At 68.1% G+C, this 14529-nt stretch carries 12 protein-coding genes; 8 read left to right on the top strand and 4 right to left on the bottom strand.

Going from position 1 to position 14529, the window contains the following annotated elements; genetic code table 11:
* Positions 1 to 39: 39 nt before the first annotated feature.
* On the bottom strand, positions 40 to 342 hold the full coding sequence (locus tag PSA7680_RS18840) for a MarR family winged helix-turn-helix transcriptional regulator (protein ID WP_275936527.1): 303 nt from the start codon (positions 340 to 342) through the stop codon (positions 40 to 42).
* Positions 343 to 354: 12 nt separating this feature from the next.
* Positions 355 to 564: a hypothetical protein gene (locus PSA7680_RS18835; RefSeq protein ID WP_217808333.1), complete on the bottom strand. Its 210-nt coding sequence runs from the start codon at positions 562 to 564 to the stop codon at positions 355 to 357.
* A 256-nt stretch (positions 565 to 820) separates the two neighbouring features.
* Here PSA7680_RS18835 and PSA7680_RS10230 point away from each other — a divergent pair, with 256 nt between their 5' ends.
* Positions 821 to 2269, top strand: coding sequence for a TrkH family potassium uptake protein (locus PSA7680_RS10230; RefSeq protein WP_085868683.1), 1449 nt, complete (start codon positions 821 to 823; stop codon positions 2267 to 2269).
* Between the two features lie 49 nt (positions 2270 to 2318).
* On the opposite strand, the gene PSA7680_RS10225 is transcribed toward PSA7680_RS10230, so the two are convergent.
* Positions 2319 to 4115 carry a trypsin-like peptidase domain-containing protein gene (locus tag PSA7680_RS10225; RefSeq protein WP_085868617.1) on the bottom strand — a complete coding sequence of 599 codons (1797 nt, stop codon included), beginning with the start codon at positions 4113 to 4115 and terminating at the stop codon, positions 2319 to 2321.
* 174 nt (positions 4116 to 4289) lie between these two features.
* On the opposite strand from PSA7680_RS10225, the gene PSA7680_RS10220 reads away from it, so the two are divergent.
* The 3 genes from PSA7680_RS10220 to PSA7680_RS10210 are packed head-to-tail and all read left to right on the top strand — an operon-like array spanning position 4290 to position 7136.
* Positions 4290 to 5744, top strand: a complete 1455-nt coding sequence (locus tag PSA7680_RS10220) for a pyridoxal phosphate-dependent decarboxylase family protein (RefSeq protein WP_085868616.1) — start codon at positions 4290 to 4292, stop codon at positions 5742 to 5744.
* A complete protein-coding gene (locus tag PSA7680_RS10215; protein WP_085868615.1) occupies positions 5728 to 6156 on the top strand; it encodes an NUDIX hydrolase in 429 nt (142 codons plus the stop codon). The genes PSA7680_RS10220 and PSA7680_RS10215 overlap by 17 nt, the downstream gene beginning before the upstream one ends.
* Positions 6157 to 6209: 53 nt before the next feature.
* Entirely contained in the window at positions 6210 to 7136 is a 927-nt protein-coding gene (locus tag PSA7680_RS10210; RefSeq protein ID WP_085868614.1) for a glycine--tRNA ligase subunit alpha, read from the top strand.
* Positions 7137 to 7202: 66 nt separating this feature from the next.
* Here the strand turns inward: PSA7680_RS10210 and PSA7680_RS10205 are convergent, their stop codons facing one another.
* Positions 7203 to 7844, bottom strand: coding sequence for a MarC family protein (locus tag PSA7680_RS10205; RefSeq protein WP_085868613.1), 642 nt, complete (start codon positions 7842 to 7844; stop codon positions 7203 to 7205).
* A gap of 113 nt (positions 7845 to 7957) precedes the next feature.
* Here PSA7680_RS10205 and PSA7680_RS10200 point away from each other — a divergent pair, with 113 nt between their 5' ends.
* The 4 genes from PSA7680_RS10200 (at position 7958) to ppdK (ending at position 14334) form a co-directional block, all read left to right on the top strand.
* Positions 7958 to 8401 (top strand): DUF6446 family protein, encoded by a 444-nt coding sequence (locus PSA7680_RS10200; RefSeq protein WP_306372454.1) that lies wholly within the window; start codon positions 7958 to 7960, stop codon positions 8399 to 8401.
* A 4-nt stretch (positions 8402 to 8405) separates the two neighbouring features.
* Positions 8406 to 9617 carry a sodium/glutamate symporter gene (gene gltS, locus PSA7680_RS10195; protein WP_085868611.1) on the top strand — a complete coding sequence of 404 codons (1212 nt, stop codon included), beginning with the start codon at positions 8406 to 8408 and terminating at the stop codon, positions 9615 to 9617.
* Positions 9618 to 9626: 9 nt separating this feature from the next.
* Positions 9627 to 11684, top strand: coding sequence for a glycine--tRNA ligase subunit beta (gene glyS / locus PSA7680_RS10190; protein ID WP_085868610.1), 2058 nt, complete (start codon positions 9627 to 9629; stop codon positions 11682 to 11684).
* A 64-nt stretch (positions 11685 to 11748) separates the two neighbouring features.
* Positions 11749 to 14334, top strand: a complete 2586-nt coding sequence (ppdK, locus tag PSA7680_RS10185; protein ID WP_139838613.1) for a pyruvate, phosphate dikinase — start codon at positions 11749 to 11751, stop codon at positions 14332 to 14334.
* Positions 14335 to 14529: the final 195 nt, after the last annotated feature.

The following is a 14529-nucleotide window of genomic DNA, read 5'->3' as shown; positions in this document are numbered from 1 at the left end:
CGCGGGCAAGGCCGCCGCGTGCGGCCCGGCCCGGCGGGATCAGTCGCCGGCCGCGTCGTCCGGATCCTCGGGCAGCCCGTCGGCCGCACTGCGCATCACCCCAGGAAGCAGCGTCGCCAGCCGCTTCTGCTGGCGTTCGTTGAGGGTCGAGAGTGCGCGCGCCTGGCAGGCGAGCAGCTCGGGCAGCACGGCTTCGGCGAGGGCCTTGCCCTCCTGCGTCAGCGAGACGATGGTGCCGCGCCGATCCTCCGGATTGGGGGCACGCTCGATCAGGCCGCGCGTTTCAAGCCGGTCCAGCCGGCTCGTCATCCCCCCGGAAGAGACCATCGTGGCCTCGAACAGCGCCGTCGGCGTCTACGCGTAGGGCGCGCCGGAGCGCAGCAGCGCGGCCAGAACGTCGAACTCTCCCGGTTGCAGCCCGTGGCGCGCGAGCAGGGGTTCGAGCCAATCACGGCGAAACACCAGAACGGCTTCATTGAGCCGGTCGAAAATCTCCATCGGGCCGAAGGCGGCATCGGGAAATTCCGCCTGCCACTGCTGCCGGGCGCGGAAAGCGCGATCCATCGGGGTACTCCACTTGCCTCAACGAAAAGAAACTCGCCCACGTGACACTCGGCAAACACCCCTCGGTTCTAAAGGGGCGCGGGACTGGATGTCGAGCCGTCGGCGGCGGATTTCCTGCCCCTGCGGCAGAAGATTGCGGCGCCGGCCGCCCCGCGCGGCGGCGATGTATTGCGGTTGACACGGGTGGCGTGAAACCCGCGCGCGGGCGGCGCGACTCCGCTTGACACCCGGCGCGGGGCTGTCCAAGCCTGCGCTCATGTTCGATATTCGCCCCGTCGGTTATGTCATCGGTATGCTCGTTGCTGCCCTCGGGGTGGTGATGCTGTTGCCCATGGCCATCGACCTGCTCGACGGCAACGATCACTGGACGATCTTCTTCGAAAGCGCCCTGATCACCTGTTCGGTGGGCGGGCTGGTGGCGCTTGCCTGCGCCAACGGCGTGGGCGACAGGCTGTCGCTGCAGCAGACGTTCCTGCTGTCGTCCGGGGTCTGGCTGGCGCTGCCGATCTTCGGCGCGATCCCCTTCATGCTGGGCGAGACCAACGCCTCGGCGGTGGACGGCTTCTTCGAGGCGATGTCGGGGCTGACGACGACCGGCTCCACCGTGTTCTCGGGGCTGGACGTGCTGCCGCGGGGGTTGCTGCTGTGGCGGGCGCTGCTGCAATGGATCGGCGGCATCGGCGTGATCGTCATGGCGATGGTCTTCCTGCCCGAGCTGCGCATCGGCGGTATGCAGATGTTCCGCTCCGAAGCCTTCGACACGATGGGTAAAATCCTGCCCCGCGCCACCGAGATCGCCTCTTCCATCTCGGTGATCTACGTCGGGCTGACCGTGCTCTGCGCGCTGGTCTACCTCTGGTTCGGGATGAGTCCGTTCGATGCCGTCTGCCACGCGATGACGACGATCTCCACCGGCGGGTTCGCCAACTACGATGCATCCTTCGGGGCGTTCAACCCGAACGCTGAGTTTGCCTCCACCTTCTTCATGATCGTCGCGGCGCTGCCCTTCGTGCGCTACGTGCAGATGCTCGGCGGCGCTCACCGCCCGTTCTTCCGGGACAGCCAGATCCGCACCTTCCTGGCCCTGATCTTCGGACTGTTCGTGGTGCTGTCGCTCTGGCGCTGGGGGCACGAGGGCGAGATTTCCGAGCCGGTGATGCGGGAGGTGATCTTCAACGTGGTTTCGATCATCTCCGGCACCGGCTACGCCTCCGACAACTACATGCTCTGGGGCACCTTCCCGGTGGTGATGTTCTTCTTCATCGGCCTGATCGGCGGCTGCGCCGGCTCCACCGCCTGCTCGGTGAAGGTGTTCCGCTACCAGATCCTGTTTTCCGCGATCAAGACGCAGATCCAGCGCATCCATTCGCCCAACGGCGTGTTCACGCCGCGCTACGACGGGCAGCCGGTGGCGCCGGACGTGCTGGGCTCGGTGATGGCGTTCTTCATGCTGTTCTTCGTCTCGCTCGGGGTGTTTTCCGTGCTGCTGGGGATGACGGGGCTTTCCTTCATCACCTCCGTCTCGGGCGCGGCCACGGCGCTGGCCAACGTCGGCCCCGGCCTTGGCGCCGAGATCGGCCCGGCGGGCAACTTCGCCACGCTGAACACGACGGCCAAATGGCTCCTTGCCTTCGCGATGTGGATCGGACGGCTGGAGCTGATGGTCGTCTACGCGATCTTCACCGCCAATTTCTGGCGCGCCTGAGCGCGGCGCGCCACCGGTTTCCCGGCTGCGCGCGCGTCAGTTCCTCGCGTCAGTTCCAGCAGGAGACGAGCACCGTCATGTCGGCCGCGAGGCCCGACAGATCCTCCGGGTGCATCCGCCCGTCCACCCCTTCGGCGTCGTGCAGGCGCAGGCCGCGCGCGGCGAGCGCCTTGGCGATGGCCTCGGCGGGCACCGCGAAGGAGACATCCGCCGGAAGCTTGCGCCCGCCCGCTTCGGGCTGGGGCAGCAGAAGGCCGACGACGGCGCCGCCGGAATCGAAGACCGGGCCGCCGATGTCGCCGGGCAGGGCGGCCAGCGCGAGGCGTTGGCGGGTTTCTTCGCCCTGCAGGCCGCGCAGATCGTCCAGCGTGCCGTAGGTGAGGGTGGGGGCGCCCAGAAGGCCCTCGTAGGAGTAGCCGGCCACGGCCACCTCGGAGCGCAGCTGCGGTGGCAGGGTGCTGAAATCGGCGTAGGCGATCGGGGCGAGTTCGTCCTGCGGGGTCAGCACGGCGATGCCCAGTTCCTCGTCTTCGAGGGCGACCTGGGCGAGGGTGCTTTCATCCAGCGTCACCTGGTCACATCCCCGCACCGCCTCGGCCGTGGTGAGCACTGTGCCCGCGACGTTGATGTAGAAGCCCGAGCGCGAGCGGGTGGGCTTGCGGATCTCGAGCCCGGCCAGCAGGTCCACCGCCTGATCCTCGCGGCGCGCGCCGAGGCTCTGGGGCATGGCGCGGTTGCCGAAGGGGGTGAAGCTGGCCCGCATCGCCTCGCGCACGCGCTCGAAGCGGTTGTCGTCGCCGGTGGGCCACACCAGCGTGAAGCCCTTCAGCACGCCGTCCTCGTGGCGCACGTAGGTGTAGGAGCGGATCTCGGAGCCTTCGCCCTCGATGGTGAAGCTGTTGCGGCCGAGTTTGCGCTCGCCGGAAAGCGGCACGATGTCGAGCGTCTGCATCACGTCGTAGAGGCCGGCCAGGGTGTCGGGGGTGCCGGGCTCCGATATCAGCAGGGCCCGCACGGGGCTGTCGGGATCCTTGGCGTTGTAATGGGCGAAGGGCGCCTCGTAGCGATCCAGTTCGACCATGCCCAGCGGCAGGTCGATCTCGATCAGGGCGGTATCGTCCAGCACGCGGGTCAGGCCCAGTTCCGCCACCTCGCGCCGGTAGTCCGACAGCAGCTTCTCGCGCTGCGCCGTGGTCAGCACCCCGGTGGGGGGCAGGCCCTCGGCGATCTGGTAGGCCTCCATCGCGCGGCGGGTGCCGGCCCCGAAGGAGCCGTCGATGGCGGCCTTGTAGTGGCCTTCCCACTGGAGCGCCGTCTGCAACTCGCGTTTCTCGGCGCGGCTCAGACGCGCCTCGCTGCGCCGGGCCTGTGCCGGGGTTTCGTCGGGCACGAAGGCGGGGGCCTCGATGGCGGTTTCGGCCGTTTCCGCGCCTTCGCCTGCCTCGGGAAGATTCAGAACGATCGTGCTGCCTTCGCCGGACTGGGGCTCAAGCGGCACCGGAGCGGCGGTGCGGCTGCTCGCTCCCACAGGCCAGAACTGCTGGCGGAAGCGGCTGCCGTCCACGATGTAGGCATCGCGCGGGATCAGGTTTTCAAACCGCAGTTCGCGGCGCAGGCGCTCGGCATCCTCGCGGCTGTAGGGGCCGAGCGAGATGGCATACCAGCCCGAACTCAGCGCGAAACCGTTCACGTCGTCGAAGGCTCCGGCGTAGGCGCGGGCGCGTTCCTGCCCCTCGCGCAGGGAGGGCTGGGCCTCGACCTGCAACCAGTAGGTGGATTGGGCCAGCGCGCTCATCGGCAGGCATGTGGCAAGGAAAAGGGCGGAGGCGGAAAGGGTTTTCTTCATCAGGGATCTTTTCAAATTCAGCCGGTCTCTCGGCTCTCCCCCGGATGCTAGCCAACCCCGATCCACTTTGCACGTGTGGTTTGGCCGGCAGCCCGATTGACCGGCGCAGTGTTGCACCGTAACGATGCCCGGGCAGGCGGTCCCATGGCCATCCGCCCGCGAAAGGGAGGCACGATGGCGAAGGGCAGGCTGGACCCGGCGGATTGGACCGCGTTCCGACAGGAGGCGCACAGGATGCTGGACGCCGCGCTCGACAAGATGGCGGGCGCCGAGGAGGGCCGCGTCTGGACGCCGCTGCCCGATCCGCTGAAAGACGCGCTTGCCGCCCCGGTCCCCCGTGCGGGCCTCGGCCCGGCCGGCGCGGCGGAGCGCCTGCGCGCGCTGATGCCCTACGGCGTGGGCAACACCCATCCGCGCTTCTGGGGCTGGGTGCATGGCGCCGGCAGCCCCGGCAACCTGCTGCCCGAGATCGCCGCCAGCGCCATCAACGCCAACCTCGGCGGGCGCGATCACGGCGGCGTCCACGTGGAGCGGGCCGTGGTGCGCTGGTGCGCCGAGCTGATGGGGTTCCCGCCCGACAGCGGCGGGCTCATCGTGTCCGGCACCTCCATGGCCACGATCATCGCGCTGAAGGCGGCCCGCGGGCGGGCGCTCGGCACGCAGACCCGGCAGGAAGGGGTGGGGGCGGCGCGCCTCACCGGCTACTGCGCGGCGCAGGCGCATTCCTGCGTGGCGCGCGCCTTCGACATGCTCGGGCTCGGAAGCGAAGCCCTGCGCCGCGCGCCGGTGGACGGCGATTTCCGCATGGATACGGCCGCGCTCGAAGCCGCCATCGCGCAGGACAGGGCGGAGGGCTTCACCCCCTTTCTCGTGGTGGGCACCGCCGGTGCGGTGAACACGGGCGCGATAGATCCGCTGGCGGATCTGGCCGCCATCGCCGCGAGCGAGGGGCTGTGGTTCCACGTGGACGGCGCCTTCGGTGCCACCGCCCGCCTCAGCCCGGCGCTGGCGCCGCTGCTCGCGGGCATGGAACGCGCGGATTCGCTTGCCTTCGATTTCCACAAGTGGCTCCAGGTCACCTATGACGCGGGCTGCGTCCTCGTGCGCGATCGGCAGGCCCAGCTCGATGCCTTCTCCGAGCGCCCCGACTACCTCGCCCCCGCCACGCGCGGGCTGGCCGCCGGCGATTTCTGGCCGGTGGACTACGGGCCGGAGCTTTCGCGCAGCTACCGGGCGCTGAAAGTCTATGCCCATTTGCTGGAGCACGGGGCGGACGCGCTCGGCGCGGTGATCGAGAACAACTGCCGCCAGGCGCGGCTGCTGGCCGAACTCGTTGCGCAGGCCCCGGATCTGGAGCCGCTCTGCCCGGTGTCGCTCAACATCCTCTGCTTCCGTTTCACCGGCGGGTCGGAGGCCGCGCACGATGCGGTTAACGCCGAGATCTCGGTGCGCCTGCAGGAAAGCGGGCTCGCGGTGCTCTCCACGACCCGGATTCACGGCCGGCTCGCCCTGCGCGTCAACATCACCAACCACCGCACCCGCGACGGCGATCTGCATCTGCTCGTCGAGGAGGTGCGCAAGATCGGCGCGACGCTTCTGGCGGAGGGTTTCCATGCCGCGGCGCCCTGAACTCGCGGTGCTCGCCATCCTGCTCACCGAAGACCACGCGCTTCTGGTGCAGCGCCGCAACCCGCCCGACGCCGGGCTCTGGGGCTTTCCCGGCGGGCGCGTGGAATATGGTGAAACCGTCTTTCAGGCCGCCGAACGGGAGTTGCGCGAGGAAACCGGCCTCACCGCCACCGCCTGCCACGTGCTGGGCCATGCCGATGCGATCTCGCCGGGCTTCCACTTCTACCTTGCAGGGGTGATCTGCCGCGGGGAGGCCGGGGTGCCCGTGGCGGCGGACGATGCGCTGGATGCGCGCTGGGTGCCGTTGTCGGAGGTCGAGGCCGGCGCGCTGCCGCTTTCGCCGGCCGTCGCCGAGACCTGCGCCGCGGCGCGGGCCTGGCTCGCGGCCAATCCGCCGCCCCCGGCGAGTTGACGCCCGCCGGGCGAGGCCCTAAGGAGAACGCGCTTTTTTCGATGAGGAACGGCATGTCAGAGCAATCCGCGCCGCGCAGCTTCCAGGAGATCATCCTGCGGCTGCAGAACTACTGGGCCAGCAAGGGCTGCGCCGTGCTGCAACCCTACGACATGGAAGTCGGCGCGGGCACCTTCCACCCGGCCACCACCCTGCGCGCGCTGGGCAGCAATGCCTGGGCCGCAGCCTACGTGCAGCCCTCCCGCCGCCCGACCGACGGGCGCTACGGCGAGAACCCGAACCGGCTGCAGCACTACTACCAGTACCAGGTGCTGATCAAACCCAGCCCGCCGGATCTGCAGGCGCTCTATCTCGGCTCGCTCGAGGCTATCGGCATCGACATGGAGATGCACGACATCCGCTTCGTCGAGGACGATTGGGAAAGCCCCACGCTGGGCGCCTGGGGGCTGGGCTGGGAAGTCTGGTGCGACGGCATGGAGGTGAGCCAGTTCACCTACTTCCAGCAGGTCGGCGGCCATGACTGCAAACCGGTCTCCGGCGAGCTGACCTACGGGCTCGAACGTCTCGCCATGTACGTGCTGGGCGTGGATCACGTGATGGACATGCCCTTCAACGATCCCGACGCCCCGATCCCGCTCACCTACGGTGACGTGTTCCGCCAGACCGAGCAGGAATATTCCCGCTTCAACTTCGACGTGGCCAACACCGAGGTGCTGCTCAAGCATTTCGAGGAAGCCGAGGCCGAATGCGAGGCGATCCTCGCGCAGGAGCACGTGGATCCGAAGACCGGCAAGCGCATCATCATGGCGCATCCCGCCTACGATCAGTGCATCAAGGCCAGCCACATCTTCAACCTGCTCGACGCCCGCGGCGTGATCTCGGTCACCGAGCGGCAGGCCTACATCGGCCGCGTCCGCGCGCTGGCGAAGAAATGCGCCGATGCCTTCGTGCAGACGGAGGCCGGCGGGCAGGCGGCTTGAGCGGCTTCCGCCTCATCTTTTGACCGGAAATATCCCGGGGGGCCGGGGGCAGCGCCCCCGGCCTCGTCACGCTGTTCCTGCCAGCCCGGGCAGCAATACCTTCAGCCCTTCGGTGATCATCCCGGCGGCGATCGCCATCAGGATCATCCCCATGATCCGGCTCATGATCACCCGCATCGTCACCGTCATGTGCCGCCCGATGCTGCCCGCAAACCAGAAGGTCAGCCCCAGCATGGCGATCACCACGGCCACCACGCCGGCGTAGGCGGCGAGGTTGGGCAGCGAATCCGCCTTCTCGGAGAACAGGATCAGCGTCGTGATCGTGCCGGGGCCCACGAGCATCGGGAAGGTCATCGGGAAGAAGGCGATGCTCTCCACCTCGGCCTGCTCCTTCTGCTCCGCCACGCTGCCGTGATGGGCATGGCTGGAGGCGCCGTTGAGCATGTTCAGCCCGATCTGGCCCAGCACCAGCCCGCCGGCAAGGCGGAAGGCGTCCACCGAGATCCCGAAGAATTTCAGGATCGCCGCCCCCGCCACCGCCACCACCGCGCACATGACGGCGGTGTAGAGCATGATCTGCAGGCTCGCCGCGCGCTGCTGCGCGACGGATTGCCCCTCGGTGAGCCCGAGAAATACAGGCAGATTGACGAACGGGTTCATCACCGCGAACAGGGCGCCGAACATGGATATGAAGAAAGTGTCGCTCATGGCGCTCTCCGGTGGTGCTGCCGGTCGCAGAGTGGTAAGGGCAGGGCGTCATGGCAAGCCCGCAAACAGGCGGAGGGGCAGGGATGAAGGGAAAAATCGCAGGAGGCGCCATCGTGGCAACGGGTCTGATCGCGGGGATCGTGATGTATTACCTGCAGGTCTACGGCTTCTATGACCGTCTGCCCGAGACGGCCGGCGAAGAGCTGACGCTCACCAACCTGGCCACCGGCGCGCCCGAGCCGATGCTCGTCGAGGCGTTCGAGGGGATCGACGCCAGCTCCTCGCCGCTGCGCTATCGGGCCTGTTTCACCACGCCGATGTCCGTCGCCATGCTCACGGAGACCTTCGTCACCTACGACGCGCCGGAACCGCTGGTCGCGCCGGGGTGGTTTTCCTGCTTCGATGCCGGCCGCATCGGCGCCGATCTGGAAAACGGCACCGCCTTCGCCTTCCTGTCGCGCGCCGAGATCCACGACGGGGTGGACCGGGTGATCGCCGTCTACGAAGATGGCCGCGCCTTCGCCTGGCACCAGCTCAACGAAAAATTCAGGGACTAGCCCGATGGAGCCACAGAGCCTCGTCGTGCCCGAGTTCGTGGCGGTCTCCTTCGGGATCTTCGTCTACCTTCTCGGCGTGCAGCTGACGCGGGCCTGGCGCCCCTTGCGCGATTTCAACATTCCCGAGCCCGTCTCCGGCGGCTTGGCCGCAGCGCTGCTCACCTTCGCCCTCTACCGCTTCGCCGGAATCGAGATCAGCTTCGAGATGGCCAGCCGCGATTTCCTGCTGGTGCTCTTCTTCACCGGCATCGGGCTGAACGCGCGGATGGCGGATCTGATCCGTGGCGGAAAGCCCCTGTTCCTGCTGCTGCTGCTGACGCTGGCCTTCCTCTTCGTGCAGAACATCGTGGGGCTCGTCGCCACCTTCGTCTTCGGCCTGCCGTCGCAGATGTCGGTGCTCTTGGGCTCCGCCGCGCTGATCGGCGGCCATGGCACCGCCATCGCCTGGGCGCCCGAGATCGCCGCGCGCACCGGCCAGCCCGGGCTTGAGGAGATCGGGGTCGCGATGGCCACGCTGGGGCTCATCGTCGCCGCGCTCATCGGCGGCCCGATCGCCAAGATCCTGATCGAGGGCAAGGGCCTGACGCCGGATCACCCCGAGGAGGAAGGCTCGGTGGGCAATCCCCACGAGGACGCCGAGCGCCACAACATCACCCACGTCGGGCTGATGCGGGTGCTGCTCACGCTCAACATCGCGATCCTGCTGGGCTACGCGCTCTACGGGGCGATCGAGGCCACAGGGCTGAAGCTGCCGGTTTTCGTGCCCTGCCTGATCATGGGGATCGTGGTGGGCAACCTGCGCCCGCTGCTGCTGCCCCGCGCGCCGGAAGTGAGCCGCACGCCGGAGCTGGCGCTGATCTCGGATTTCGCCCTCGGCCTGTTCCTGGCCATGTCGCTGATGTCGCTGCAGCTGTGGCAGCTGGCCGGCATGGGCGGCACTTTGGCCATCGTGCTCGCCGCCCAGACGCTGATCGCGCTGGCCTTCGTGATCTTCGTGCTCTTCCCGGTGATGGGCGCAAGCTACCGCGCCGCGGTGCTGGCGGCCGGCTTCGGCGGCTTCGCGCTGGGCGCCACCCCCACCGCCATCGCCAACATGACGGCCGTCACCAAGAATTACGGCCCGTCCCCTGTTGCCTTCATCATCCTTCCGCTGGTAAGCGCCTTCTTCGTTGATTTGGCGAATGCCGTCGTCATCCAGATCTTCCTGACGTTCTAGGACAAGCAAATGCCCGACCTTCTGATCGAACTCTTCTCCGAGGAAATCCCCGCGCGCATGCAGGGAAAGGCCGCCGCCGATTTGAAGCGGCTGGTGACGGACGGGCTCGTGGGTGCGGGCCTCACCTATGCCTCCGCCGGCGCCTTCTCCACCCCGCGCCGGCTGGCGCTCTCGGTGGAGGGCCTGCTCTCCGAAAGCCCCACCGTGCGCGAAGAGCGCAAGGGGCCGAAGGTGGGCGCGCCGGAAAAGGCGCTGGAGGGCTTCCTGCGCTCCACCGGGCTCACGATGGAGCAGCTCGAGATCCGCGACGACAAGAAGGGCCAGGTCTATTTCGCCTCCATCGAGAAGCCCGGACGCCCCGCCGAGGCGATCATCGCCGAGGTGCTGGAAGGCGTGATCCGCAACTTCCCCTGGCCGAAGTCCATGCGCTGGGGCGCCGGCTCCCTGCGCTGGGTGCGTCCGCTGCACTCCATCCTCTGCATCCTGAGCGATGAAGAGGGCGCGCGCGTCGTGCCCTTCGAGGTGGACGGCATCACCGCCGGGAACACGACGGAAGGCCACCGCTTCATGGCGCCGGGCGCGATTTCCGTTTCTTCCTTCGAGGACTACGCGGCCAAGCTCAAGCGCGCGCACGTGGTGCTGGACGCCGAGGAGCGCGCCGAGCACATCTGGGCCGACGCCACCAACATGGCTTTCGCGCAGGGGCTCGAAGTGGTGGAGGACAAGGGCCTGCTCACCGAGGTGGCCGGGCTGGTGGAATGGCCCGTGGTGCTGATGGGCGACATCGCGGAGGATTTCCTCGGCCTGCCGCCGGAGGTGCTGCAGACCTCGATGAAGGAGCACCAGAAGTTCTTCTCGGTGAAGAACCCGGCCACGGGCCGGATCGAGAAATTCATCACCGTGGCCAACCGCGAGACGAAGGACCAGGGCAAGACCATCCTCGCCGGGAACCAGAAGGTGCTGTTTGCGCGGCTGTCTGATGCGAAATTCTTCTGGGAGAACGATCTGCGCGTCGCCCAAAGCGACATGAGCCAATGGGTGCAGGCGCTTGATAACGTGACCTTCCACAACAAGCTGGGCACGCAAGGCGAGCGCATCGGGCGCATCGCCGCGCTGGCGCGCGAGATCGCGCCGCTGGTGGGCGCCGATCCCGATCTGGCCGAGCAGGCGGCCCGCGTGGCCAAGGCGGATCTCTCCAGCGAGATGGTCTATGAATTCCCCGAACTGCAAGGGTTGATGGGCCGCTACTACGCCGAAGCCGCCGGCCTGCCGCAGGAGGTCGCCAACGCCTGCGAGCAGCACTACTCGCCGCTGGGGCCGTCCGACGACGTGCCGACGGAGGCCGTTTCCGTGGCCGTGGCCCTGGCCGACAAGCTCGACACGCTCACCGGCTTCTGGGCCATCGATGAGAAGCCGACGGGCTCCAAGGATCCCTTCGCCCTGCGCCGCGCCGCGCTCGGCGTGATCCGGCTGGTGCTGGAAAACGGCGTGCGCGCCGGCCTGGGCGAGGTCTTTGCCAAGGGCTATCCGGGGGCCGATGCCGCCGATCTGCTGGCCTTCTTCCACGACCGCCTGAAAGTCTACCTGCGCGATCAGGGCATCCGCCACGACGTGATCGACGCTTGCCTCGCGATGGAGGGCAACGACGATCTGGCGCTGCTCGTCGCGCGCGCCCGCGCGCTGCAGGACGTGCTGGCCACCGATGACGGCGAGAACCTGATCCAGGGCTTCAAGCGCGCCAACAACATCCTCACCCAGGCCGAGGCCAAGGACGGCGTGGAATACTCCTTCGGCGCGGATGTGAAATTCGCCGAAAACGACGAGGAAAAGGCCCTCTTCGCGGCGCTCGACACGGCGGAAGCGGCGATCTCTCCGGCCATCGAGGCCGAAGATTTCGCGGCCGCCATGGCGGCCATGGCCGCGCTGCGGGGGCCGATCGATGCCTTCTTCGAGGCCGTGCAGGTGAACGCCGAGAGCGAGATCATCCGCCGCAACCGCCTGAACCTGCTGCACCGCATCCGCGCGATCTGCGGACAGGTGGCCGATCTGACCCGCATCGAGGGCTGAGGCCGGGCCGCGGCGTAGGCGCGCTGCCGCGTTGCGCCCACTTGTTTCTGCGTCTGCCGCGGTTATGCTGCGCAGACGCAGGAGGGACGCCGCGGTGCAGAAACAGGACGTATTTGCCGACTATCGCGAGATCACGGAAACCGCCGAGATCTCAGTCAAGATGCATGGCGGCCGTGCCAAATGTCTGCAAAGGCTGATCCGGCTCGGCCTCCCCGTGCCCAAGACGCTGGCGCTGTCGTTTCCCACCGTCCACGCGATCGCCGAAGGCCACCTGGCCGATACCGAGCGCATGATGGCAGCCTTCGGCGAGGTGCCGCTGGTTTCGGTGCGGCCCAGTTCGGAAGATCCCGACTGGGGCGGGCCGGGGGCGATCCTGAACATCGGCATGAACGATGCCCGCCACGCCTTCCTCGCCGAGACCATCGGCGAACGCGCCGCCAACGCGCTCTACCTGCGCTTCATCCAGGCCTACGCGATCCACGTGGCGCGGCTCGATCCGGACATGTTCGAGGCCGAGGACCTGACGGATGCCGCGGCCCTGCGCCGCGCACTCAGCGACTACGAGGATGAAACCGACGAGACCTTCCCGCAGGATCCGGCGCGGCAGCTCTCGGAGGTGCTGCGCTCCATGGCGCGGGCCTGGGAGGGCACCACCGCGCGGCTTCTGCGGCAGGCGCGCGGCGCGCCGGCGGATGCGGGGCTTGGCCTCGTGGTGCAGGAGATGGCGCTGGGGCTGGGGCAGCCCGAGAGCGGCTCCGGCGTGATCCAGTTCGTGGACGGCAAGACCGGCGAGAAACTCATCAAGGGCCGCTACCTGAGCCAGAGCCAGAGCCGCGATGCGCTGGCGGGGCAGAAGGAGGCGATCTTCCTCACCCGCGATCCGCGCGGGCCTTCGTTGGAAGAGCTCTGCCCGGAGCAGTTCGCGGCGCTTCTGGAATACGGCGCCCGCTGCCGCACCCGCCTGCGCGAAGAGATGCAGATCGAATTCACCATCGACTCCGGGGCCTTGAGCATCATCGATGCGGTGCGGATCCCGCGCAACTCGCGCGCGGAGGTGCGCATCGCGGTGGATCTGGCCAAGGACGGCATCATCAGCCGCGAAGAGGCGCTGATGCGGGTGGAGCCGCGCTCTCTCTCCGAGCTTCTGCACCGGCAGGTCGATCCCGATGCCCCGCGCGACACGCTGGTGGAGGGCATCGCCGCCAGCCCCGGCGCGGCCCGTGGCGTCGTGGTGTTTTCCTCCGCCGCCGCCCAGGCGCGCGCCGCGCAGGGCGAGGCCTGCGTGCTGGTGCGCCGGGAAACCACGCCCGACGACATCCGCGGCATGCATGCCGCCAGCGCCGTGCTCACCGAACGTGGCGGGGTGACGAGCCACGCCGCCGTGATCGCCCGCGGCCTCGGCGTGCCCTGCATCGTGGGCGCTTCGGGCATGACGCTCTCGCGCAAGGCCAACCAGTTCACCTGCCCGGATGGGCGCATCGTCCGCGAGGGCGACATGGTGACGGTGGACGGCTCCTCCGGCGCGGTGCTGGCGGGCGAGACGCCGCTGGTGGAGGCGGGGCTGGACGATGCCTTCCAGACGCTGCTGGGCTGGGCCGACGAGGTGCGCGACATCAAGGTCCGCGCCAATGCCGACACGCCCGCCGATGCCCGCACCGCCGAGCGCTTCAAGGCCGACGGCATCGGCCTTTGCCGCACCGAGCACATGTTCTTCGAGGGCGACCGCCTCACCGTGATGCGCGAGATGATCTTCGCCGATCACACCCAGGACAGGCAGGCCGCGCTCGACCAGCTTCTGCCGATGCAGCGCGCGGATTTCATCGCCCTGTTCGAGATCATGCAGGGCCGCCCCGTCTGCATCCGCCTGTTCGATCCGCCGCTGCACGAGTTCCTGCCCAACGACCGCGAGGGGCTGCGCGAGCTGGCCGAAGCTCTCGACCTGCCGCTCTCGGACGTGAACCGCCGCGTCGAGGCGCTATCGGAGTTCAACCCGATGCTGGGGATGCGCGGGGTGCGGCTCGGGGTGACGATCCCCGAGATCTACGAGATGCAGGCCCGCGCCATCTTCGAGGCCACCATCGAGGCCAGCCGCAAGGGCGATCCGGTGGTGCCCGAGATCATGATCCCGCTGGTGAGCGCCAAGCGGGAGGTGGAACTGGTGAAGACCCGCATCGATGCCGTGGCCGCCGCCGTGCGCACCGAAACGGGCGTGGATTTCACCTACCGCCTTGGCGTCATGGTCGAAACGCCGCGCGCCGCCCTGCGTGCCGGCGACATCGCAGCCCATTGTTCCTTCCTGAGCTTCGGCACCAACGACCTCACGCAGATGACCTACGGTCTGTCGCGCGACGACGCGGGGCGCTTCATGAGCCAATACGTTCAGCAGGAGGTCTTTCCGGAGGATCCCTTCCACATTCTCGACGCCGAAGGGGTGGGGGAGCTGCTCACCATCGGTTCCGAAAGAGGGCGTGCGGCGAATCCCCAGGTGACGCTTTCGATCTGCGGCGAGCATGGCGGCAACCCCGAGTCTATCGCATTTTGTCGCACCGCGGGCTTTCACTACGTCTCCTGCTCACCGTTCCGCGTGCCGGTTGCGCGATTGTCCGCCGCCCAATACGCGCTTCGGGATGCCGCGGCGGAAACCCCTTAAATTTATACGAATCAATCACTTGACCTGAGGTTGGATTTTGCCTTCGCGGCGGCGGCCGCGGCGCGCCCCGCCGCCGCGATTTCGCGCTTGGCAGCTTTGTGCCGATCCTGACCCGGACGGCAAGCAGGAGTCGACTCAACAAAATCAATCCTTTAAGCCGCTCCTGTTCTTGGTCGGAGGGGGCTGGGAATTGTG

This window comes from Pseudoruegeria aquimaris, assembly GCF_900172235.1.
GTDB classification, from domain to species: Bacteria; Pseudomonadota; Alphaproteobacteria; order Rhodobacterales; family Rhodobacteraceae; genus Pseudoruegeria; species Pseudoruegeria aquimaris.
Note: the sequence above shows the minus strand (reverse complement) of the source record. Positions and strands in the feature narration are given on the sequence as shown.